The organism is Streptomyces sp. BHT-5-2 (genome assembly GCF_019774615.1).
In the GTDB taxonomy this organism is placed as follows: domain Bacteria; phylum Actinomycetota; class Actinomycetes; order Streptomycetales; family Streptomycetaceae; genus Streptomyces.
Genome location: NZ_CP081496.1, coordinates 1,926,383 through 1,948,248 on the forward strand (window position 1 = coordinate 1,926,383; position 21,866 = coordinate 1,948,248).

Annotated in this window: 22 protein-coding genes; 15 read left to right on the forward strand and 7 right to left on the reverse strand. The window is 70.6% G+C overall.

Features of this window, described 5'->3' with window-relative positions:
* The first annotated feature begins 55 nt into the window (after positions 1–55).
* The 10 genes from K2224_RS08550 (at position 56) to K2224_RS08595 (ending at position 8,878) form a co-directional block, all read left to right on the forward strand.
* Positions 56–1,300 (forward strand): DUF2520 domain-containing protein, encoded by a 1,245-nt coding sequence (locus K2224_RS08550; protein WP_369357985.1) that lies wholly within the window; start codon positions 56–58, stop codon positions 1,298–1,300.
* Positions 1,297–2,502 carry a pantoate--beta-alanine ligase gene (panC, locus tag K2224_RS08555; RefSeq protein WP_221905996.1) on the forward strand — a complete coding sequence of 402 codons (1,206 nt, stop codon included), beginning with the start codon at positions 1,297–1,299 and terminating at the stop codon, positions 2,500–2,502. Before K2224_RS08550 ends, panC begins: the two co-directional genes overlap by 4 nt.
* Positions 2,499–4,262, forward strand: a complete 1,764-nt coding sequence (locus tag K2224_RS08560; RefSeq protein ID WP_221905997.1) for an L-aspartate oxidase — start codon at positions 2,499–2,501, stop codon at positions 4,260–4,262. Before panC ends, K2224_RS08560 begins: the two co-directional genes overlap by 4 nt.
* Positions 4,259–5,323: a carboxylating nicotinate-nucleotide diphosphorylase gene (gene nadC / locus K2224_RS08565; protein WP_221905998.1), complete on the forward strand. Its 1,065-nt coding sequence runs from the start codon at positions 4,259–4,261 to the stop codon at positions 5,321–5,323. Before K2224_RS08560 ends, nadC begins: the two co-directional genes overlap by 4 nt.
* 5 nt (positions 5,324–5,328) lie before the next feature.
* A complete protein-coding gene (locus tag K2224_RS08570) occupies positions 5,329–6,126 on the forward strand; it encodes a type III pantothenate kinase (RefSeq protein ID WP_221905999.1) in 798 nt (265 codons plus the stop codon).
* A gap of 154 nt (positions 6,127–6,280) precedes the next feature.
* The gene (locus K2224_RS08575) at positions 6,281–6,994 is read left to right on the forward strand and encodes a hypothetical protein (protein WP_221909506.1); all 714 of its coding nucleotides are present in this window, start codon (positions 6,281–6,283) and stop codon (positions 6,992–6,994) included.
* A 58-nt stretch (positions 6,995–7,052) separates the two neighbouring features.
* Entirely contained in the window at positions 7,053–7,232 is a 180-nt protein-coding gene (locus tag K2224_RS08580) for a hypothetical protein (protein ID WP_221906000.1), read from the forward strand.
* Positions 7,233–7,401: 169 nt separating this feature from the next.
* On the forward strand, positions 7,402–7,860 hold the full coding sequence (locus tag K2224_RS08585) for a BlaI/MecI/CopY family transcriptional regulator (protein ID WP_398204413.1): 459 nt from the start codon (positions 7,402–7,404) through the stop codon (positions 7,858–7,860).
* A 9-nt stretch (positions 7,861–7,869) separates the two neighbouring features.
* Positions 7,870–8,388, forward strand: coding sequence for an amino-acid N-acetyltransferase (locus K2224_RS08590; RefSeq protein ID WP_221906002.1), 519 nt, complete (start codon positions 7,870–7,872; stop codon positions 8,386–8,388).
* Positions 8,389–8,545: 157 nt separating this feature from the next.
* Entirely contained in the window at positions 8,546–8,878 is a 333-nt protein-coding gene (locus tag K2224_RS08595) for an Lsr2 family protein (protein ID WP_221906003.1), read from the forward strand.
* On the opposite strand, the gene K2224_RS08600 is transcribed toward K2224_RS08595, so the two are convergent.
* On the reverse strand, positions 8,809–9,489 hold the full coding sequence (locus K2224_RS08600; RefSeq protein ID WP_221906004.1) for an SCO3374 family protein: 681 nt from the start codon (positions 9,487–9,489) through the stop codon (positions 8,809–8,811). The two genes, K2224_RS08595 and K2224_RS08600, sit on opposite strands and share 70 nt — an antisense overlap.
* A gap of 497 nt (positions 9,490–9,986) precedes the next feature.
* Between K2224_RS08600 and K2224_RS08605 the strand changes: the two genes are divergently transcribed.
* Positions 9,987–12,512 carry an ATP-dependent Clp protease ATP-binding subunit gene (locus tag K2224_RS08605; RefSeq protein ID WP_221906005.1) on the forward strand — a complete coding sequence of 842 codons (2,526 nt, stop codon included), beginning with the start codon at positions 9,987–9,989 and terminating at the stop codon, positions 12,510–12,512.
* 83 nt (positions 12,513–12,595) lie between these two features.
* On the opposite strand, the gene K2224_RS08610 is transcribed toward K2224_RS08605, so the two are convergent.
* Positions 12,596–14,041, reverse strand: coding sequence for a hypothetical protein (locus K2224_RS08610; protein WP_221906006.1), 1,446 nt, complete (start codon positions 14,039–14,041; stop codon positions 12,596–12,598).
* Positions 14,042–14,627: 586 nt separating this feature from the next.
* Between K2224_RS08610 and K2224_RS08615 the strand changes: the two genes are divergently transcribed.
* On the forward strand, positions 14,628–15,317 hold the full coding sequence (locus K2224_RS08615; protein WP_221906007.1) for a M23 family metallopeptidase: 690 nt from the start codon (positions 14,628–14,630) through the stop codon (positions 15,315–15,317).
* Here K2224_RS08615 and K2224_RS08620 read toward each other — a convergent pair.
* A complete protein-coding gene (locus K2224_RS08620) occupies positions 15,299–15,916 on the reverse strand; it encodes a TetR/AcrR family transcriptional regulator (protein ID WP_221906008.1) in 618 nt (205 codons plus the stop codon). The genes K2224_RS08615 and K2224_RS08620 overlap by 19 nt on opposite strands.
* Positions 15,917–16,130: 214 nt before the next feature.
* On the opposite strand from K2224_RS08620, the gene K2224_RS08625 reads away from it, so the two are divergent.
* Complete coding sequence (locus tag K2224_RS08625) at positions 16,131–17,735, forward strand: MDR family MFS transporter (protein ID WP_221906009.1); 1,605 nt, start codon at positions 16,131–16,133, stop codon at positions 17,733–17,735.
* A 76-nt stretch (positions 17,736–17,811) separates the two neighbouring features.
* Here K2224_RS08625 and K2224_RS08630 read toward each other — a convergent pair whose 3' ends face one another.
* Both K2224_RS08630 and K2224_RS08635 read right to left on the reverse strand, forming a co-directional pair.
* Positions 17,812–18,111: a DUF397 domain-containing protein gene (locus K2224_RS08630; protein ID WP_221906010.1), complete on the reverse strand. Its 300-nt coding sequence runs from the start codon at positions 18,109–18,111 to the stop codon at positions 17,812–17,814.
* Positions 18,089–18,943 (reverse strand): helix-turn-helix transcriptional regulator, encoded by an 855-nt coding sequence (locus K2224_RS08635; RefSeq protein WP_221906011.1) that lies wholly within the window; start codon positions 18,941–18,943, stop codon positions 18,089–18,091. The genes K2224_RS08630 and K2224_RS08635 overlap by 23 nt, the downstream gene beginning before the upstream one ends.
* Positions 18,944–19,061: 118 nt before the next feature.
* Between K2224_RS08635 and K2224_RS08640 the strand changes: the two genes are divergently transcribed.
* Together K2224_RS08640 and K2224_RS08645 are read left to right on the forward strand one after the other, a co-directional pair.
* Entirely contained in the window at positions 19,062–19,256 is a 195-nt protein-coding gene (locus tag K2224_RS08640) for a hypothetical protein (RefSeq protein ID WP_221906012.1), read from the forward strand.
* The gene (locus K2224_RS08645; protein ID WP_221906013.1) at positions 19,256–19,630 is read left to right on the forward strand and encodes an ATP-binding protein; all 375 of its coding nucleotides are present in this window, start codon (positions 19,256–19,258) and stop codon (positions 19,628–19,630) included. Before K2224_RS08640 ends, K2224_RS08645 begins: the two co-directional genes overlap by 1 nt.
* A 201-nt stretch (positions 19,631–19,831) precedes the next feature.
* Here the strand turns inward: K2224_RS08645 and cseC are convergent, their stop codons facing one another.
* Positions 19,832–21,136, reverse strand: coding sequence for a two-component system sensor histidine kinase CseC (gene cseC, locus K2224_RS08650; protein ID WP_221906014.1), 1,305 nt, complete (start codon positions 21,134–21,136; stop codon positions 19,832–19,834).
* Positions 21,137–21,143: 7 nt separating this feature from the next.
* A complete protein-coding gene (cseB, locus tag K2224_RS08655) occupies positions 21,144–21,857 on the reverse strand; it encodes a two-component system response regulator CseB (protein ID WP_221906015.1) in 714 nt (237 codons plus the stop codon).
* Positions 21,858–21,866: the final 9 nt, after the last annotated feature.

The following is a 21,866-nucleotide window of genomic DNA, read 5'->3' on the forward strand; positions in this document are numbered from 1 at the left end:
ATGGCGACGAATCGTCCGGTACCCCTCGCGGACTGGAACGGAAGGCCGTCGCCGCGTGAACCAACATTCCTCCATCGAGGCCCAGGACCGGCCCGCCCGGCTCACCGTCGGAGTCGTCGGGGCAGGCCGCGTCGGACCTGCGCTCGCCGCCTCGCTGCAGCTCGCGGGGCACCGCCCGGTGGCCGTCTCGGGGGTCTCCGACGCCTCCCGCCGGCGTGCCGGCGAGCTGCTGCCCGGCGTCCCGCTGGTCCCCCCGGCCGAGGTGCTCGCCCGTGCGGACCTCGTGCTGCTGACCGTCCCCGACGACGCCCTGGCCGACCTGGTGAGCGGCCTCGCCGAGACCGGTGCCGTACGGCCGGGCCAGCTGCTGGTGCACACCTCCGGCCGGTTCGGGACGGCGGTGCTGGAGCCGGCCACCCGGGCCGGTGCGCTGCCGCTGGCCCTGCACCCGGCGATGACCTTCACCGGCACTTCCGTGGACGTGCAGCGGCTGGCCGGCTGCCCGTTCGGGGTGACCGCGCCCGAGGAGCTGCGGATGGCCGCGGAGGCGCTGGTCATCGAGATGGGCGGGGAGCCCGAGTGGATCGCGGAGTCCGATCGTCCGCTGTATCACGCGGCGCTCGCGATCGGTGCGAACTACCTGGTCACCCTGGTGGCGCAGGCCAAGGAACTACTCGCCAAGGCCGGTGTACGGGCCCCGGACCGGATGCTCGGCCCGCTGCTCGGCGCGGCCCTGGACAACGCGCTGCGGTCCGGTGACGCCGCCCTGACGGGCCCGGTCGCCCGGGGGGACGCGGGCACCGTCGCGGTCCACGTGGCGGAGCTGCGCAAGCACGCACCCCAGGCCGTCGCCGGCTATCTGGCCATGGCCCGTACGACGGCCGACCGGGCGCTGGCGCACGGTCTCCTCAAGCCGGAGCTGGCCGCGGAGTTGCTGGACGTGCTCGCGGGACCGGCTCCCGACGGAGCCGCCGGCCGATCCGCTGCCGGCCACGCCACCACTACCGGAGAGCGGCCGCCCTCCGACGCGTCCACCGACACCCCCACCGCCACGCCCACCGAGGACGAGCGTGACCACGACGCACCCCATGGCGCCGACGTCCCCGACACACCAACCACCCCAGGCGGCCCAGCTACCCCGGGTACCCCAGCCACCCCAGGCACCGTGAACACCCCGGATGCCCCGGGCCCGTCCGACACCCCAGACGCCTCGGACACCCCCAACCCCCCAGCCGCCCCGGACGACACCCCCGGCGCCCCCGACTCCCGCAACCCCGGCCCCAACGGAGGCGACTCATGACCTCCTCGCCCGTCAGCCCGACCCCGGACGCCTCCCGAGCGGCGTCCGGGCCCCAGCTCGTGCGCACCGCCGCGGACCTGCGGGCGCTGCCGCGCGAGGGCGGCGCACGAGCCGTTGTCATGACCATGGGTGCGTTGCACGAGGGGCACGGCGCCCTGGTCCGGGCCGCCCGGGAGCGGGTGGGCCCGCAGGGGCAGGTGGTGGTCACGGTGTTCGTCAACCCGCTGCAGTTCGGGGCGGGCGAGGACCTCGACCGGTACCCGCGGACCCTGGACGAGGACGTGGCGCTGGCCGGCCGGGCGGGTGCGGACGCCGTCTTCGCACCGGCGGTCGACGAGGTCTATCCGGGAGGGGAGCCGCAGGTCCGTATTTCCGCGGGCCCCATGGGCACCGTCTTGGAGGGCGCCAGCCGCCCCGGCCACTTCGACGGGGTGCTCACCGTCGTCGCCAAGCTGCTCCATCTGACCGCACCGGACCTGGCGTTCTTCGGGGAGAAGGACGCCCAGCAGCTCGCCGTGATCAGGCGGATGGCCGCCGACCTGAATTTCCCGGTCGAGATCGTCGGCGTCCCCACGATCCGGGAGGCCGACGGACTGGCCCTCTCCAGCCGCAACCGCTATCTCTCCGGCCCGGAGCGGCGCACCGCACTCGCCCTGTCCGGGGCGCTCTTCGCGGCCCGCGACCGGCTCACCGCCGAAGAGGCGCTGCGCGCCCGCGCCGCCTCCACCGGGCATCCCGTACAGGACCGCTCCGCGGCGCTGGCCGCCCTCGGGGAGGACCGGGCGGCCGCCGACGCGCACGCCGTCGCCTACGCCGCCGCGGGCCCCCCGCACGGCCCGTCCGTGGCCCGCGCCGCGGCCGGCGCCGTCCTGGAGGACGCCGGCCAACTGGACCCGCCGCTCCACCTGGACTACCTGGCCCTGATCGACCCCCGGGACTTCACCGAGGTCCCGGACGGGTTCGAGGGCGAGGCGATCCTCGCGGTGGCCGCCAAGGTCGGCACCACCCGGCTCATCGACAACATCCGGCTCGTGTTCACTGCGAGCCCGGCCCCGCACCCGGACGCCGCCCCGCACCCGGACGCCGCCCAGGAACGGCACGCCGGCCCCCAGGGCAGGCCCGCACCCGGGCCGGCCTCCGGTGCCACCCGGAAGACCAGGAAGTCCACCCCACCCCCAGGCCCCCTCGGAGCGACCCGATGACCGCTACCGGAACCGCCGCCGGCCCCACCGGCATACGCCTCAGCGCCCCCGCCCCCGGATGGTCCATCACGGCCGACGTCGTCGTGGTGGGCTCCGGCGTCGCCGGGCTCACCGCCGCGCTGCGCTGCGCCGCCGCCGGCCGCCGGACCGTCGTCGTCACCAAGGCCCGGCTCGACGACGGCTCCACCCGCTGGGCACAGGGCGGGATAGCCGCGGCCCTGGGAGACGGCGACAGCCCCGAGCAGCACCTGGCCGACACCCTCGTCGCGGGCGCCGGCCTGTGCGACGAGGAGGCCGTGCGGACGCTGGTCACCGAGGGCCCGGCCGCCGTCCACCGGCTGATCGGGGCCGGCGCACGTTTCGACACCGATCCTGGGAGCGACGAGATCGCGCTCACCAGGGAGGGCGGCCACCACCGCCGCCGGATCGCACACGCCGGCGGCGACGCCACCGGGGCGGAGATCTCCCGCGCGCTGGTCGCCGCGGTCCGCGCCGCGGGACTCCGCACCATCGAGAACGCACTGGTCCTCGACCTCCTCACGGACGCCGAGGGCCGCACGGCCGGCGTCACCCTGCACGTCATGGGGGAGGGCCAGCACGACGGCGTCGGCGCCGTCCACGCACCGGCGGTGGTGCTCGCCACCGGGGGCATGGGCCAGGTGTTCTCCGCGACCACCAACCCTGCCGTCTCCACCGGCGACGGGGTGGCCCTGGCGCTGCGCGCCGGCGCCGAGGTCTCGGACCTCGAATTCGTCCAGTTCCACCCGACCGTGCTCTACCTGGGGCCGGAGGCCGAGGGCCAACAGCCGCTGATCTCCGAGGCGGTGCGCGGCGAGGGCGCCCACCTGGTCGACGCGGACGGCACCCGATTCATGGTCGGACAGCACGAACTCGCCGAGCTGGCACCGCGCGACATCGTGGCCAAGGCGATCACGCGCCGCGCCCAGGAGCAGGGCACCGAGCACATGTACCTGGACGCCCGCCACTTCGGTGCCGAGATGTGGGAGCACCGCTTCCCGACCATCCTGGCCGCCTGCCGGGCGCACGGCATCGACCCGGTCACCGAGCCGATCCCGGTCGCCCCGGCGGCCCACTACGCCTCCGGCGGCGTCCGCACCGACCTCCACGGCCGGACCACCGTCCCCGGCCTCTACGCGTGCGGCGAGGTGGCCTGCACCGGCGTGCACGGCGCCAACCGGCTGGCCTCCAACTCCCTGTTGGAGGGCCTGGTGTTCGCGGAGCGGATCGCCGACGACATCGCCGCCGACGGGCCGCCGGCCCCGGCCGCCGCCCCCGTGGAGGCCCGTGCCCCGCTGCCCCTGCTGGTGCCCGAGGCCCGCACCGCCGTCCAGCGGATCATGACCGCCGGCGCCGGTGTACTGCGCAGCGCGGCCAGCCTGGCCCGGGCCGCCGACGACCTCGACCGGCTCCACCGGGAGGCCGTCGAGGCTGCCGCGGACCCCGCTCTCGCTTCTGTCAAGGCCCCCGAGCCGGGTGTGGAAGCCTGGGAGGCCACCAACCTGCTGTGCGTCGCCCGGGTCCTGGTCGCCGCCGCGCGGCGCCGCGAGGAGACCCGCGGCTGCCATTGGCGCGAGGACCACCCCGACCGCGACGATGCCTCCTGGCGACGGCACTTCCGCATCACCCTCGGCGCCGACCGCACCCTGGGTGTCCACACCACCGAGACCGCCGGCTTCCCGCCGACCGCCGGCCCCGCCCCCCAGCCCACCCCTCTTCCCGATACGGAGCGCACCCCGTGAGCAGCACCCCCGACCTCCCCCTCCTCCAGATCGGCCGGCCCGGCGCCGTCCCCGAAGGCGGAGGCTGCGGCGACGCCTGCGGGTGCGCCGCCGGCGACGGCGACGCCTACGAGCTGGACCCGATGACCTGCGGCCTCGACCCGGACCTGGCCGCGCTCCTGGTGGCCGCCGGCCTCGACCCCGTCCAGGTGGAGGACATCGCGCACATGGCCATCGAGGAGGACCTCGACCAGGGCGTGGACGTCACCACCGTGGCGACCGTCCCCGAAGACGCCGTCGCCACCGGGGACTTCACCGCCCGTGAGGACGGCACGATCGCCGGCCTGCGGATCGCCGAGGCGGTGCTCTCGGTGGTGTGCACCGACGAGTTCGCGGTCGAGCGGCACGTGGAGGACGGCGAGCGGGTCGTGGCCGGCCAGAAGCTGCTGTCCGTCACCACCCGGACCCGCGACCTGCTCACCGCCGAGCGCAGCGCGCTGAACCTCCTGGGCCGGCTGTCCGGGATCGCCACCCTGACCCGCGCCTGGTCCGACGCCCTCGAAGGCACCAAGGCCGACGTCCGCGACACCCGTAAGACGACGCCGGGCCTGCGCGCCCTGGAGAAGTACGCGGTGCGCTGCGGCGGCGGCGTCAACCACCGGATGTCGCTGTGCGACGCGGCGCTCATCAAGGACAACCACGTCGTGGCGGCGGGCGGCGTCGCCGAGGCGTTCAAGGCCGTGCGCGACGAGTTCCCCGGAGTGCCCATCGAGGTGGAGGTCGACCGGCTCGACCAGATCCCGCCGATCCTCGCCGAGGGCGCCGACCTGATCCTGCTGGACAACTTCACGCCCGAGCAGACCCGGGAGGCCGTGGAGCTGGTCGCCGGCCGCGCGATGCTGGAGTCCTCGGGCCGGCTCACCCTCGACAACGCCCGCGCGTACGCGGAGACCGGCATCGACTACCTGGCGGTGGGCGCGCTCACGCACTCCGCCCGGGTCCTCGACATCGGCCTGGACCTCCGCGAGAGCGACGAGCCGGCCGACGCCCCGGCCGCCGCCCACGACGACGAGAGCCGCTGACCCCCATGCTCCTGACCATCGACGTGGGCAACACCCACACCGTGTTGGGCCTGTTCGACGGCGAGGAGATCGTCGAGCACTGGCGGATCTCCACCGACGCCCGGCGCACCGCCGACGAACTGGCGGTGCTCCTCCAGGGTCTGATGGGCATGCACCCGCTGCTCGGGGACGACCTGGGCGACAACATCGAGGGCATCTCCATCTGCTCCACGGTCCCCTCGGTGCTCCACGAGCTGCGCGAGGTCACCCGCCGCTACTACGGGGACGTCCCGGCCGTCCTGGTGGAACCGGGCGTGAAGACCGGCGTGCCGATCCTCATGGACAACCCCAAGGAGGTCGGCGCCGACCGGATCATCAACGCCCTGGCGGCCGTCGAGCTGTACGGCGGCCCGGCCGTCGTCGTCGACTTCGGCACCGCGACCACGTTCGACGCGGTCAGCGTCCGCGGCGAGTACGTGGGCGGGGTGATCGCCCCCGGTATCGAGATCTCCGTGGACGCCCTGGGTGTCAAGGGCGCCCAGCTCCGCAAGATCGAGCTGGCCCGGCCGCGCAGCGTCATCGGGAAGAACACCGTCGAGGCCATGCAGTCCGGCATCCTCTACGGCTTCGCGGGCCAGGTGGACGGCGTGGTGCAGCGGATGGCCCGGGAACTGGCCGACGACCCGGACGACGTGACGGTGATCGCCACCGGCGGGCTGGCCCCGATGGTGCTCGGCGAGTCCTCGGTGATCGACGAGCACGAGCCCTGGCTGACCCTGATCGGCCTGCGGCTGGTGTACGAGCGCAACGTCGGGCGCCTGTAACGGGCCGCGGTGGACGGGGCGCGGCGGTTCCGTACTGGCGCGCCCGTGTGACAGGCGGCCCGCTGCCGCGCCATTGCGTGGCGAATTAAGCGGCTTTTGTCCGAATAGGTCGTAAAGTCGCCCCATGCCAATGCCATACGGATCCCGCGGCGGCATGGCCTTCGGCGCCGATGAGTTGCGTGTGCTTCGTCGCGCCCTCGCCCATGCCCTCCAGACGACCTCTACCGCCGCGCCCCAGGGCGACTCCGGCGCGGACGCGTCGCAGGACGTCCAGGAATACCTCCGGCTGGCCGAGGCGGTGGACGAGGCGGTCCGCGAAGGCGCCCGCCTGCGCGCCTTCCTGCTCGCCGACCTCGCCCGCTACCGCGACGCCCTGCCCGGTGCCGCCGCCGGCTATCTCACCCGGCTCAAGGAGGCGCTGGCGGCCGGCCACGTCCCCGCCCCCGACGACCTCGCCGCACTGCGCTCGCTGCTCGTCCGGCCCGCCGCCGAGGCCGAGCGCAAGCGCCGCAGCGCCCTGCTGCGGCACTGTGAGCGAGTGGCCGACAAATCCGTACGGGTCCGCCTGCGCGCGCTGCCAGGCGGCCGCTCAGGCGCCTCCCTGGACGCCCCGGCGGGCGGCCGCACCGGCAGCCGGCCGCGGCCCTCCACCACGGCCTCGCGCGGCGGGGTGGACTCCGGGGCGGACCCGGGAGCGGAACCCGGGGCGGATCCCCGGCGTGAACCGCGCCCGGAGCCCCGCCGGGAGCCGCCCAAGCCCGCGCCGCGCCCCAAGGCGCCGCGGCCCGACCGGCCCATCCCCACCCCCGGTGAGGTCTTCCCGCCCCGACGGAAGCCCGCCCCGCCCCCGGAGACCAGGACCGCCTGAGTGCTGCGTACTCTGGCTGGGTATCGTCGCGGGCTCACGCCTTGAGGAGGCCCCTGCCATGGATTACGTCGCCGCGCTGCTCCCGCCCGTAGTGATGGCCGTCGCCTTCACCTGCCTGATCGTCACGATCATCAAGAGCCAGGGCGGCCAGAACAAGTCGAAGGAGGACGCGGCCGTCGACGAGGCGTTCGCCCGCGCCGAGGCCGCAGGACAGGAGCCCAAGCCCTTCCGCGCCTGAACCTCCGCCATTTTCTGCGGACCACCCGCACAGTACGGCCCGGGATTGCTCGTCCCGGGCCGTACTTCCTTTTTCCGGACCAAACGCAACGAGATCAACCGGCATTCGCGACATCTCCCACTATTCTTCTTGTGTGCCGAGACGCTTGGGTGATCTGGAAGACGCGGTGATGACGCGGGTGTGGGAGTGGAACCGCCCGGTCACCGTTCGAGAAGTTCTGGAGGATCTCCAGAAGGAACGGTCGATCGCCTACACCACCGTCATGACCGTATTGGACAACCTCCATCAGAAGGGCTGGGTGCGCCGCGAAGCCGAAGGTCGCGCCTATCGATATGAGGCGGTCTCCACTCGCGCCGCCTACTCGGCCGCACTGATGAACGAAGCGTGGTCCGCCAGTGACAACCCCGCGGCCGCGCTGGTGGCCTTCTTCGGCATGATGTCGTCGGAACAGCGGCAAGCGCTCCGCGATGCCGTGCGGATGGTGCAGGTCGACGATCGCGCCGAAGCGGAGGAAGAACAGGCGGCGGCCCGGGAAGGGGCCCGGGAAGAACAGCCGGAAGCCGTGGCGGAAGCGCCGGCCGGCGATGGGGATGAACCCGGAGCGGAGGCCGGCGGCAAGGGGCGATAGCGTCCCGGCATGCCAGCGCATTCAAAAGGGCTCACGGTCCGCCGGGCCCGGACCGGCGATGTACCGGCCGTGCGTCGCCTCATCGACGCCTACGTCCGTGACGGGATCCTGCTCGACAAAGCGACCGTCACGCTTTACGAGGACATCCAGGAGTTCTGGGTGGCCGAGCGGGACAGCGACGCCGAGGTCGTCGGCTGCGGAGCACTGCACGTCATGTGGGAGGACCTGGCCGAGGTCCGCACTCTGGCGGTGGACCGGAGGATGCTGGGCACCGGGGTCGGCCACCAGGTCCTGGACAAGCTGGTGGCCACCGCGCGGTGGCTGGGAGTGCGGCGCATTTTCTGCCTCACCTTCGAAGTCGACTTCTTCACCAAGCACGGCTTCGTGGAGATCGGCGAGACTCCCGTAGACGGGGATGTCTACAGCGAACTGCTGCGTTCCTATGACGAGGGCGTTGCGGAGTTCCTGGGCCTCGAACGAGTGAAGCCCAACACCCTGGGCAACAGCCGCATGCTTCTGCACCTGTGATCAGCGTTCTATGTCCGAATCGCTCCCCTATCTCATGGCTACGGAAGCATGCGTTCCCCGCTCTGTGGGCAAGTGAACCCTACCCAAGGGTTTGTGTTTTTCCCGGAAAAGCGGTTTGCTTTCCGTCGTAATCCACATTCGATGAAAGGGAATCCTGGTGGCACAGAAGGTTCAGGTTCTTCTTGTCGACGACCTCGACGGCGGCGAGGCCAACGAGACCGTCACGTTCGCGCTCGACGGTAAGTCCTACGAGATCGACCTCTCCGACGCCAACGCGGACAAGCTGCGCGAGGGGCTGGCCGAGTTCGTGAAGGCCGGTCGCAAGACCGGTGGCCGTTCCGCCGGCCGCGGCAAGACCCGTGCGGCGTCCGCCGGCTCCCCGGACACCGCGAAGATCCGTGCCTGGGCGAAGGAGAACGGCTACAGCGTGAATGACCGTGGCCGCGTCCCCGCCGACATTCGCGAGGCATTCGAGAAGGCCAACGGCTGATCGCCGTACGCGCGATCCGATTGGCGATTACGAGCACGTACCAACCGGGCCCGGAGGCACTCTGTCGCCGCCGCGCTCACGAGCCGTACGAGGTCGGGGGCGCCCCCACCGTCCCCGATTCCTGTCCCGAACCCCGTGGTGGGCAGGCGATTTTCCGCCTCGTACCCAGGCCGGGGAGGCCGCACCCATCCCGCGGCCTCCCGCGCGCCGCAGCCGCCGGACGCAGTGCCCCCTGAGGGCGGCGCCGGTGCGGGCATCCGCTCCCCGGCCCCGCGGGCCGTGAGATCCGCCGCGAGCGCGCCCCACTCCAGCCACTCCAGGATTTCCGGGAGCTCCTCCGCGCCACCGGGCGCGATCAGCAGGAGCAGTTTCGGCCGATCCTCCGCCCGCTTCCCGCCCCGTACGGGCCGCAGCAGCGCGACCGGGCCGGTGCGCGGCATCCGCCGCAGCACGGCACGCCCCGCGTCCGCGGGCATCTCCAGGACGTCGAAGCGCAGCCCCGTGAGCAGCTCCACCGGCTCCGTGCCGGTGGTCGGCCAGCCGAGCTCGTCCTCGTACCACCGGCGGACGGTGGAGAGAGGGGAGCGGGGTCGCGGAAGGGCGCGGGCCATGTCCGGTGCAACTCCCGACCCCACGGAAGGTTACGTAGGGTGCGCGGGTAGTTGCGTTCCGTATATTGCGGAGGGGGTGTGGAGGCATTCCCGGATGTGCGGGTGTTCGCCCGTAGCGGAGGGAAAAGGCCCGCGCCGCATGGAGTGTCAGTGGCGGCGGGTAAGACAGTCTCAGTGGGAAGAGACGCTGTGACCGGCGCCCTCGGCAGTTCGTCGCCGCCTTTGGTCGGCGGCGGGCGGTGTGTCGGCAAGGCTCGCGTTCGCCACGGGCGTAGTGGCGGCATGCGTATATGCCTGGCCTGCGGGAACATCGTCTCGCACCATCGAGTTGGAGCAGATGTCAGCTGTTCGGCAGTAAATTTCCCCGTCGGAGCGGGGGCGATCCGGACGGGTGTCGGCAGTTGGAATGAGCTGTCCCGCCCTGCGGGACTAGCATGCGGAAGGACAGGGAGGGGACCGACCCCTTACTGCCTGACCGCTCTGAGGAGCGATTAACGATGTTCGAGAGGTTCACCGACCGTGCGCGGCGGGTTGTCGTCCTGGCTCAGGAAGAAGCCCGGATGCTCAACCACAACTACATCGGCACCGAACACATCCTCCTGGGTCTGATCCACGAGGGTGAGGGTGTCGCCGCTAAGGCCCTGGAGAGCCTCGGCATTTCGCTCGAGGCGGTCCGCCAGCAGGTGGAGGAGATCATCGGCCAGGGCCAGCAGGCCCCGTCCGGCCACATCCCCTTCACGCCCCGTGCCAAGAAGGTCCTGGAGCTGTCGCTCCGCGAGGCCCTCCAGCTCGGCCACAACTACATCGGCACCGAGCACATCCTGCTCGGCCTGATCCGCGAGGGCGAGGGCGTCGCCGCCCAGGTCCTCGTGAAGCTGGGCGCCGACCTGAACCGGGTGCGGCAGCAGGTCATCCAGCTGCTCTCCGGCTACCAGGGCAAGGAGGCCGCCACCGCCGGCGGCCCCGCCGAGGGCACGCCCTCGACCTCCCTCGTCCTGGACCAGTTCGGCCGCAACCTCACGCAGGCCGCCCGGGAGACCAAGCTCGACCCGGTCATCGGGCGCGAGAAGGAAATCGAGCGGGTCATGCAGGTGCTGTCCCGCCGCACCAAGAACAACCCGGTCCTCATCGGCGAGCCCGGCGTCGGCAAGACGGCGGTCGTCGAGGGCCTGGCCCAGGCCATCGTCAAGGGCGAGGTGCCCGAGACCCTCAAGGACAAGCACCTCTACACCCTCGACCTGGGTGCGCTGGTCGCCGGCTCCCGCTACCGCGGTGACTTCGAGGAGCGCCTGAAGAAGGTCCTCAAGGAGATCCGCACCCGCGGCGACATCATCCTGTTCATCGACGAGCTGCACACCCTGGTCGGCGCGGGTGCCGCCGAGGGCGCCATCGACGCGGCCAGCATCCTCAAGCCCATGCTGGCCCGCGGCGAGCTGCAGACCATCGGTGCCACGACGCTCGACGAGTACCGCAAGCACCTGGAGAAGGACGCGGCCCTGGAGCGCCGCTTCCAGCCCATCCAGGTCGCCGAGCCGTCGCTGCCGCACACCATCGAGATCCTCAAGGGCCTGCGGGACCGCTACGAGGCGCACCACCGGGTGTCCATCACGGACGCCGCGCTGGTCGCCGCGGCCACCCTCGCCGACCGCTACATCTCCGACCGCTTCCTGCCGGACAAGGCGATCGACCTGATCGACGAGGCCGGCTCCCGGATGCGGATCCGCCGGATGACCGCGCCGCCGGACCTGCGCGAGTTCGACGAGAAGATCGCCGACGTCCGCCGCGAGAAGGAGTCCGCGATCGACTCGCAGGACTTCGAGATGGCCGCCGGCCTGCGCGACAAGGAGAAGCAGCTCCTGGCCGCGAAGGCGAAGCGGGAGAAGGAGTGGAAGGCCGGCGACATGGACGTCGTCGCCGAGGTCGACGAGGAGCTGATCGCCGAGGTCCTGGCCACGGCCACCGGCATCCCGGTCTTCAAGCTCACCGAGGAGGAGTCCAGCCGGCTCCTGCGGATGGAAGACGAGCTGCACAAGCGCGTCATCGGCCAGAAGGACGCCATCAAGGCGCTCTCGCAGGCCATCCGCCGCACCCGCGCGGGTCTGAAGGACCCCAAGCGCCCCGGTGGCTCGTTCATCTTCGCCGGCCCGTCCGGTGTCGGTAAGACCGAGCTGTCCAAGACCCTCGCCGAGTTCCTCTTCGGCGACGAGGACGCACTGATCTCCCTCGACATGTCGGAGTTCAGCGAGAAGCACACGGTCTCGCGGCTCTTCGGTTCGCCTCCCGGCTACGTGGGCTACGAAGAGGGCGGCCAGCTGACCGAGAAGGTCCGCCGCAAGCCGTTCTCCGTCGTCCTCTTCGACGAGGTCGAGAAGGCCCACCCGGACATCTTCAACTCGCTGCTGCAGATCCTGGAGGACGGTCGCCTGACCGACTCCCAGGGCCGGGTCGTGGACTTCAAGAACACGGTCATCATCATGACCACCAACCTCGGCACCCGGGACATCTCCAAGGGCTTCAACCTGGGCTTTGCCGCCCAGGGCGACGTCAAGACCGGCTACGAGCGGATGAAGGCCAAGGTCAACGAAGAGCTCAAGCAGCACTTCCGGCCCGAGTTCCTCAACCGTGTCGACGACACCGTGGTCTTCCACCAGCTGTCGCAGGAAGACATCATCCAGATCGTCGACCTGATGATCGCCAAGGTGGACGAGCGCCTGAAGGACCGCGACATGGGCATCGAGCTCAGCGGCGAGGCCAAGTCGCTGCTGGCCAAGCGCGGGTACGACCCGGTGCTCGGCGCCCGTCCGCTGCGCCGCACGATCCAGCGCGAGATCGAGGACGCCCTCTCGGAGAAGATCCTCTTCAACGAGCTGCGTCCGGGCCACATCGTCGTCGTCGACGTGGAGGGCGAAGGCGAGACCGCCACGTTCACCTTCCGCGGCGAGGAGAAGTCGGCGGTGCCGAGCGCCCCGCCGGTGGAGTCCGCGACGGGTGGGTCGGGTCCCAACCTGAGCAAGGACGCGTAGCCCGTACCTGAGATACGCAGCCGCCCCGGAACCGTTCGATCGACGGTTCCGGGGCGGTTTTGTGTGCCCTGCGCCTGGTCCCTCTACGTGCGGGGGCGGGGGAAGAGGGTGATGTTGAGGTGGGGCGGGAGGGGTGAGGGGGTGGTCGGGGGAGGGGGGAGGTGGAAGAGGCGGAGGTCCTGGAGGGCCGGGAGGGATTCCACGGGGGCGAGATCGATGGTGCCGCCGATCAGGCCGTGGAGCCGGAGCGCGCGGATGTTGGGAAAGGCCGGGAGAGCCGTGCGCAGCTGCTCGGCGAATTCGGTGGGGGAGCGGTGTCCTGTGTTGAGGAGACTGAGGGCCGTTACCTGGGGGAGTTGGAGGCCCGGGGGAATGCCAGTGGAGGTTTCGCCTTCCGCCAAGCCGAAGGCGAAGGTCTCCAAGCGGCCGAGGAGAGTGAGGGCCTGCCAGCGTTCCGCGGCGAAAGCGTCCGTGATTCGCTGGAGGTGGATCTCTTTCAAGCCCGGCCAGGACGTGAGACGGGAGAAGTCGGGAAGAACGCGCTGGCCGAGGACCAGGGTGGTCAAGGGGGCGTCCGCAGGGAAGGCTGCCAGGCCCTCCGGCGGGAGCGGGACGTAGAGCACCAGTGAATTCAGGTGGCTAAGGCAGTCGAGGCCCCGTGGAGTGCGTACGCCGGTGTCGGCGCGGCCAGTGACTCCCAAGTGGCGCAGGAGCAGGCCGCCGAGTGGCGCGACGGTTGTGACGGCTGGGCAGTCCTCCAGAGTCAGGGATTCCAGTACGGGGAAGTCGCAGAGGAACGTGAGGTCGCTGAGGTCCGGGTTGTCGGCCAGGGTCAGGTGAGTGACCTGGTGCGGGTGGAGGGCGTCGAGGAGTTCCTCGGCGATGAACCCGCCGCTGACGGTTGTGCGGGGTCGTCCCCCAAGGGCTTTGAGGGCACGGAGTTCGGCAGGGGAGGAGAGGGTGACGTTCGTGTTGGTGTCGAGGTGTTGGACGACCTCTTCCGTATAGCGATCAGTGTCGAATTTCGCCCACTGATAAGCGAGTTGGGCACGGGCGATGGGGGACGGGTGGTCGCGGAAGCGCTTGACGCATTCGAGTGCCGCATCGGTGCCGATGGTCGCGGCGGTGACGATCACCTCCTGGGCCTCGTCGTCTTCCAGGCCCTCCGGGCCGGGCAGGAGTTCCAGGACGAGCGGTCCCGCCTCGATGAGCAGTTGTGATTCCTCGCGGGTGCGTGGGGGCAGGATCGCCCGCGTCCGCGCGTTGACCTCCTCGCGGACCGACGGATCGATCTCCGTCGCGTGCTCCAGGCACGCCATCGCCAGCAGGTCGGTGCGCAGTTCGCCGCGGGCGAGCAACCCCCGTAACAGCTCGGCGCGTTCGCGCGGGCGGGCGTGGGCCACTGCCATGCGGATCACGTCGGCCCATTGGGAATCCGGCGCGCGCTGCACCAGCAGCCCGAAGTCGCCCTCCTCCACGGCGGCCTTGGCGCCCAGGTAGTCCTGGAAGGTGCGGTGGATGAAGTCCACGGTGCCGGGGCCGGTTCGCGCAGCAGGCCGCTGCGGTGGAGGAGGTGGCGGAAGACGGCCGGGGCGGGGCCCTGGGAGGCCGCGGCGGGGACGGCCGGGAGGGCGTCGGCCAGGATGCGTTCGGCGCGGTCGCGGTCGAGTTCGGATCAGGTTAGAGGGACGGGCGGGGCCCGGTCAGGCGTTTTCGGATCTCGCATCCACCCGCCTTTTCAGAATTGCGTAACGCAGGTCACAACTTTTCCCGTAACGCGCGTCACAACACCTCCCCGAATTGTGTAACGCGGGTCACTTGAGAAGCCTTTCGTCTCGTGACATGGCGCACAAGTATTTGCGCCCTACTAGCGGGAGTAGGGGAATTCTCGGGGGTGGGTGGAAGCGTGCCGGTGGGGATGAAGCAGCAGGTCAGCGGCGTGGTAATGAACCGGCGTGGGCGATGCGTCGGGAACCGTCGCGCGCCCCGACTATTACGGGCCCCGGTAGTAGAAAGCGCCCCTTGGCGGTGCGGCGGAGGCGGGTTACCAAGGAATGGCTCTCCCGGACCGCAGCCGGGAAAACCCTTTCACTTCTCTCCGGAGGAAAAGCCCGCATGTCGAAGTTCGCCGCGATACGTAATTCCAGGAAGTCCGCCAAGGCCGGTAAGTACGCGCTGCGTCACCGGGTGGCCGTCGTGGCCGCCGGCGCCGGTGTCACGGCCGCGCTGGGCGCCGGTGTCGCCACCGCCGCCGACGGCGGGCTGCTGCACCTGACCGCGGGCGCGAGCAAGGCCGTGGCCGCGCAGGCCGACGCGCAGGCCAAGGCCGCCACGGACGCCAAGGCGGCCGCGGCGAAGGCCAAGGTCGACGCGGCGAAGAAGGCCGACGCCTGGGTGAAGCCGGTCGAGAAGTACGTCCTCGGCGAGCCCTTCGGCATCGCCGGCAGCCACTGGGCGCACAAGCACAGCGGTCAGGACTTCGTCGTGCCGACCGGCACCCAGGTCCACGCCGTCCATGAGGGCACCGTCGTCAAGGCCGGCCCGAACGGCGGCGGCGACGGCCCGGCCTACGGCAACGCGATCGTGATCAAGCACGCGAACGGGATCTACACCCAGTACGCGCACCTGTCACAGATCCAGGTCCAGGTGGGCCAGCAGGTCTCCACCGGCCAGCAGATCGGCCTGTCCGGCAGCACCGGCAACTCCACCGGCCCGCACCTGCACTTCGAGGTCCGCACCGGCCCCAACTACGGGTCGGGCATCGAGCCGACCGGATTCCTGCGGGCTCACGACGACGCCGTCTGAGCCGAGTCCGGCCGCGCTGGCCGGCGGCCCGGCGGGTTGGCCGCCGTGACCAGCTCTGTGGCGACCCTGAGGATGGCCTCGCGCTTCTCCTCGGGGTCGCCCTCCATGTCCTGCATCGCGAACATCCCCGCGTGCATGGCGAACAGCGCCGTGAGGCAGCGCACCTGGTCCACCAGCTCCGCGTCGTTCTCCTTGAGCAGGCCGTAGAGGGTCAGCATCCGCTCCTTGAAGCGCAGGCCGATGGTCAGTTCCCGGACCGTGGCCTGGTTTTCCTGCATGAAGCGGAAAAGGGGCTCGGCGGACCGCAACGACTCGTGGTAGCGGCGGATCACTTCCTGCTTGGTCTCCAGGGTGCGCGGCTGCTCCTGTGCCCAGGCGATCAGCTCGTCGATGGGCCGGCAAAGGTCCTCGAAGAGGCTGATGACGATGTCTTCCTTGGTCTTGAAGTGGTAGTAGAGCGCGGCCTTGGTGACGTCGAGCCGCTCGGCGATCTCGCGGAGCGAGGTCTTCTCGTAGCCGTGTTCGGAGAACAGCTCCAGGGCGACGTCCTGGATGCGCTGACGGGTGTTCCCCCGGCGCGGCTGTGATGCGCTGCTCATGCTGTTCTCCTGCGTGACGACGGCGTCGGGGCGGGGTGTCGGTACGGGGCGGGACCCGACCCGTTTCCCGGCAATCATCTGCTGCCCCGCTGGTCACGGACCTATCCACCCCGGCGCCAAGAAACTTACTTGACGCCCGGCTAGTAACTACCTTACCTTCTGCACTGTACAAAACTAGCCGGGCGGCAAGTAAGTAAGAAACGATGGGGAAGTGATGGGGATGTCGCGGAAAGCGACCCCGACGGGGGAAATACCGGAGCCGGCGCAGAGCGCGGGCAGAGGATCCGCCAGCGTGCGGATGGTGGTCTTCGCGCTCATGATCGCGATGCTCCTCGCGATGCTGGACAACATGATCGTCGGCACCGCGATGCCGACGATCGTCGGTGAACTGGGCGGGCTGGAGCACCTGTCCTGGGTCGTCACCGCCTACACGCTGGCCACCGCGGCATCCACGCCGATCTGGGGCAAGCTCGGCGACATGTACGGCCGCAAGGGCGTCTTCCTGACGTCCATCGTGCTCTTCCTGATCGGCTCCGCGCTGTCCGGCATGGCCCAGGACATGGGCCAGTTGATCGGCTTCCGCGCCGTGCAGGGCCTGGGCGCGGGCGGTCTGATGGTGGGCGTCATGGCCATCATCGGCGACCTCGTCCCGCCGCGGGAACGCGGCAAGTACCAGGGCATGATGGCCGGCGTCATGGCCATCGCGATGATCGGCGGACCGCTCGTCGGCGGCAGCATCACCGACCACCTCGGCTGGCGCTGGAGCTTCTACATCAACCTCCCGCTCGGCGCGATCGCCCTGGTCATGGTCACGGCCGTGCTGCACCTGCCGAAGAAGCGGTCGCAGACCCGGATCGACTACGCCGGCGCGGCCCTGCTGACCGTGGGCATCACCTCGCTGGTGCTGCTCACCACCTGGGGCGGCACCGAGTACGACTGGCTGTCGAAGCAGATCGTGGGCCTGGGCGTGCTCGCCCTCGTCGCGCTGGTCGCCTTCGTCCTCGTAGAGCGCAAGGTCAGCGACCCGGTCCTGCCGCTGCGGATCTTCCGGAACGGCAACTTCTCGCTCGTCACGGTGATCGGCTTCCTGGTCGGCTTCGTGATGTTCGGCTCGATGACCTTCCTGCCGCTCTTCCAGCAGACCGTCCAGGGCGCCTCGGCCACCAACTCCGGCCTGCTGCTCCTGCCGATGCTGCTGTCGATGATGGCGGTGTCGCTGGTCGCCGGCCGGGTCACCACCCAGTCCGGCAAGTACAAGATCTTCGTCACCGGCGGCGGCGCGCTGATCACCCTCGGCCTGGCCCTGCTGTCCCTGATGGACGTCGGCACCACGCGCCTCACCTCCGGCCTCTACATGGCCGTACTCGGCGCCGGCATGGGCTTCCTGATGCAGACCACGATGCTGATCGCGCAGAACAGCGTCGAGATGAAGGACATGGGCGTCGGCTCCTCGTCCGCGACCCTGTTCCGCACCATCGGCGGCTCGTTCGGCGTCGCGATCCTCGGCGCGCTCTTCACCAACCAGGTGAAGGACACGATGATCGAGAAGCTCGGCGCCGCGGCCGGCGCGAAGATGACCGGCGGCGGCGCCCAGATGGACCCGAAGACCCTGCCCAGCCTGCCGGCACCGGTGAAGGACGCGTACGCCCACGCGGTGGCCTCCGGCGCGCACCAGGTGTTCCTGTGGGGCGCGATCATCAGCGTCGTCGGCTTCGTCGCGGCGTGGTTCCTCAAGGAGGTGCCGTTGCGGGGGAGCGGCCCGGCGGCGAAGGCGGCCGATACGGCCGCCGAGAAGCCGATGGTCGTCGAGGCCGTCTGATGGCCTGACGGCCCGCGGACAGCGAACGGCCCCTGGTGCACGTGTGTTAGTCACGTGCACCAGGGGCCGTTTCCCGTTAGGCGCTGGGCAGTTGGCCGTCCTTGATGGCCGCGACGAACGCCGTCCAGTCGGCGGCGGGGAACACGAGCGCCGGGCCGTGCGGGTCCTTGCTGTCGCGGACGGGGACGAGGTCGGGGAGGGCGTCGGACACTTCGATGCAGTCGCCGCCGTCGCCGTTGCTGTAGCTGCTCTTGCGCCAGGTGGCGGTGCCAAGGAAGTCGTCTGATACCTCGATGCAATTGCCGCCGTCAGGGTTGCTGTAGCTGCTCTTGCGCCAGATGGCAGTGCTCAGGTCAATCCTGTAGCTGCGCTTCATGTCGATAGCCCTTCGCCGCTTCTTCGATCATGGGCAGGGACGCCTCAGGCGGCAGTGCGGCAGCCCTGAGCAGATCGTACGACCTCCGATACTCCGTCACGAGCGGGGGGAAGTCGATGACTTGGCCGCTGTGGACGTTCTCGGTGTAGGCGATGGTGGGCGCATCGGGAAAGGCCATGACTCGCAGATCCCCCATCATGTTGGGGCCTGTTGCCGCGGCTTCGGGCAAGAGTTGAAGAACGCTCCCGCTGTTTCGGATCACTGCGACGATGTGGTCCAGCTGGTCGGCCATCTGATCGGGCGGCAGAGTTGGTCGACGAATGAGCGACTCGTGCAGGATGCCCCAGTAGTAGGCGTGGTCGTCGCGCTTCCAGAAGTCGGCGCGCGCCATTCGTGCGCGGACAAGCTTCTCGACCTCCTTGGCCTTCAACCAGGGCTTGCCCGTTCGTACGAGTTGTCGGACGTAGGCGTCGGTCTGCAAAAGTCCAGGGAAGACGCCAGGTGCCCACTCCTCGACCGTCGTCGCACGGACCTCCATTTCCACGACATCTGCGAAGTACGCGGCGATGCCGGAGCGGCGTGCTTGTTGCACGTTCTCACAGTGGCGCTGGAAGAAACCGTCCGTCTTGAGCCTCTTGTCGATGTGAACCGCAAGGTCCATCGGCATGCCGAGTTCGCCGCGCTCAATCCGGCTCAGCAGCGGTGCGCCGCGGAAGCTGCCGTCTACCAACTGGTCGAGTGTGAGGCCCGCGCTCTCCCGCAAGTAGCGCAACTCGGCGCCGTAGAAGGACGGGACACTCGACGACGGGTCGGGATCCTTGCGCGGGGACATGACTCACCACCACCACTTGTCAGTTGGGCGTTAAACGCCGATTCCCTTCCGAAGGTACGCCGCATGCCATCACGCTGTGAGCGTTTCGTCACGATGCGCCACTGGAAGGTGAAGGACCATGAACGACGTGCACGAATGCGCCGAGGAACTCAGGGACGCGCTGAAGGTCCACGGCATCACGCTCCCTTCCCTCGGCATCGAACTCCCCTCGTTCGCAGGGGCCTATCCGCCACCCCTCGTCGCGCTCGGCAACTGCAACATGGCCACCGCCCGCAAACTGGCCGAGGCGTTGTGGAAGGCGGCGGCGCGGTGATGACCGTACGGCTGCTCGCCGTACCGAAGGAGGTCCCGCTGCTGCGGCGGGCCCTCCGCGCACATCTCGGCACGGCGGCGACCTGCGAGGTCGAACTGTGCGTCAGCGAACTCGTCGGCAACGTGATCCGGCACGTGGGCGAGGGCACGCCCGTCACCGTCCACGTCGGCCGGACCGGGGACGGGCGGATGCGGATCGAGGTCGTCGACCCCGAGCCGCGGGCCCTGCCGGTACTGCTCCGGGCCGCCGCGGACGACGAGGGCGGGCGCGGGATAGCGCTGTTGGACGCCGTGGCGCTGCGGTGGGGCGTGCGGCAGGAGGAGGCCGGCAAGACGGTCTGGTGCGAAGTGGCGGGAGAGTCGGCGACGGCGTAGGCCGGAGGGGATGTCCCGGGGTTCGCCCGCAGGATCTGGAGCGAACGCCGGGGTATTCGTCATCCACGTACCAGATGCGCCCGCACCGAGGACGGACCCCGGGGCAGCCCCTCCGGCCCCACCCACGGAGAGAAGCCGCACAGCGCCGGCCCCCACCGGAGCCGCAGACGAACCGCAGGCCCTACCGGGCAGCCGCCCGGCTCAGCGATCCGGCAGCTGGATCACCGGAAAGCTCCCGGTGGCCGTAGGCGCGTTCTCCGGGAGCCACAGCACGGAGACCGCGCCCGTCGACCCGTCCGTCAGCTCGTCCGCGTTGCGGAAGGTCAACCGGGCGCCCAGCACCCGCGCCTGGCCCACGGCGATCGTCAGCCCCAGGCCGTGGCCGACGCCGGCCCGGTCGCTGCTGCCGGTACGGAAACGGCTCGGCCCCTCCCGCAGCAGCGCCTCCGGAAAGCCGGTCCCGTGGTCGCGGACCCGGATGACGCGGCCCTCCACGCTGACCTCGATGGGCGGCTTGCCGTGCCGGGACGCGTTGGCGATGAGGTTGCCGAGGATGCGTTCGAGGCGGCGCGGGTCGGTGGAGACCTCCGCGTCACGGATGACCTCAACCGCGACGCCCGCATCGAGCGCGCGCACCCGCCGCGTGACGAACTCGCCCAGCGCGACGTCCTGAAGCTCGGCGCGCTCGGCATGGCCGTCCAGCCGCGCCACCTCCAGCACGTCCTCGACGAGGGTGCGCATGGCCTGGGCCCGGTCGCGGACCAGTTCGGAAGGGCGACCGGGGGGCAGCAGTTCGGCGGCGGTCAGCAGCCCGGTCACGGGCGTACGCAGCTCGTGCGCGATGTCCGCCGTCACCCGCCGCTCGGCCTCGATCCGCTGCTGGAGCGCGTCGGACATGGCGTCCACCGCCCACGCCAGATCGTCCGTCTCGTCACGGACCCGGCCGCTCCCGACCTCGTCGCGGATCCGGACGGAGGTGTCGCCGTCGGCCAGCTTCCCGGCCGCCGCGGCCGCCTTCCGCAGCCGCTTGGAGAGCCGCCCGCCCACCAGGACGCCCAGCGCACAGCCGCCGACGACCACGGCCGTGGAACCGATCAGCAGCGCCTGGTCGAGGTCGTCGAGCACGGCGAAACGGTCGGGGAAGCGGTCGTGGAGCGACAGCACCCGGCCGTTGCCGAGCGGCGAGGCCGCCCACACGTCGGGCGCGGTCTGCCCGGTGTCCTCCAGATACGTGGCCTTCTCGCCCTCGGCGACCTCCTTGCGGAGATCCTTGGGCAGCCTCGGATCGTCGATCTTCGCGCCGAACTGGAGGCGATTGGTCGACTCGAAGATCTTCTGTGTGAAGTTGAGCCGCTCTATCTGGACGTCGCGGCTGTTGTCGAGCATGGAGACCCGCGCGGCGTTGTGCACGACAAGGCTCAACGCCACCGCGACCAGCGCCCCGACGAGCGCGATCGCGGCGCTGAGTTTCCATCTCAGGCCCGTTCGCAGGGCCAGCCTGACCACCGAGGTGTCAGCCTCTCAGCTTGTATCCGAAGCCGCGGACCGTCTCGATCCGGTCCTGGCCGATCTTGCCGCGCAACCGCTGGACGTGGACGTCCACGACCCGGGTGTCACCGCCCCAGCCGTAGTCCCAGACCCGCTCCAGCAGCCGATCGCGGGAGAGGACGGTGTTCGGCGCGGTGGAGAACTCCAGCAGCAGCCGCATCTCGGTCGGCGTCAGCGCGACGGTCTCGCCGCCCTTGCGGACCTCCATGCCCTCGGTGTCGACCTCCAGGTCGCCGAAGCGCAGCACGGCCTCCGCGAGGTCGGCCGAGTCCCCCGCGCCGGCGCCGGCGCGGTCGTCCGGGCCGCTGGCGTGGCCGAAGCGGCGCAGCACGGCGCGGATCCGGGCGACCAGCACCGCGCCGTCGAACGGCTTGGTGACGTAGTCGTCGGCGCCGGCCTCCAGCCCGAGCACCACGTCGATCGAGTCGGCGCGGGCGGAGAGCATGATCACGGGGACGGTGGACTCGTCGCGGATACGGCGGCAGAGGCTCACGCCGTCCAGCCCGGGGACCATCACGTCGAGCAGCGCGATGTCGGGACGGTTGGCGCGGAACGCCTCCAGGCCCGCGAGTCCGTCGGGCATGGCGGTGACCACGAAGCCGTCCCGCTCCAGTGCGAGCTGGGTGGCCTCGCGGATGACGTCGTCGTCCTCGACGAAGAGCACGTGGGTGTCGGCCATGTGGTTCTC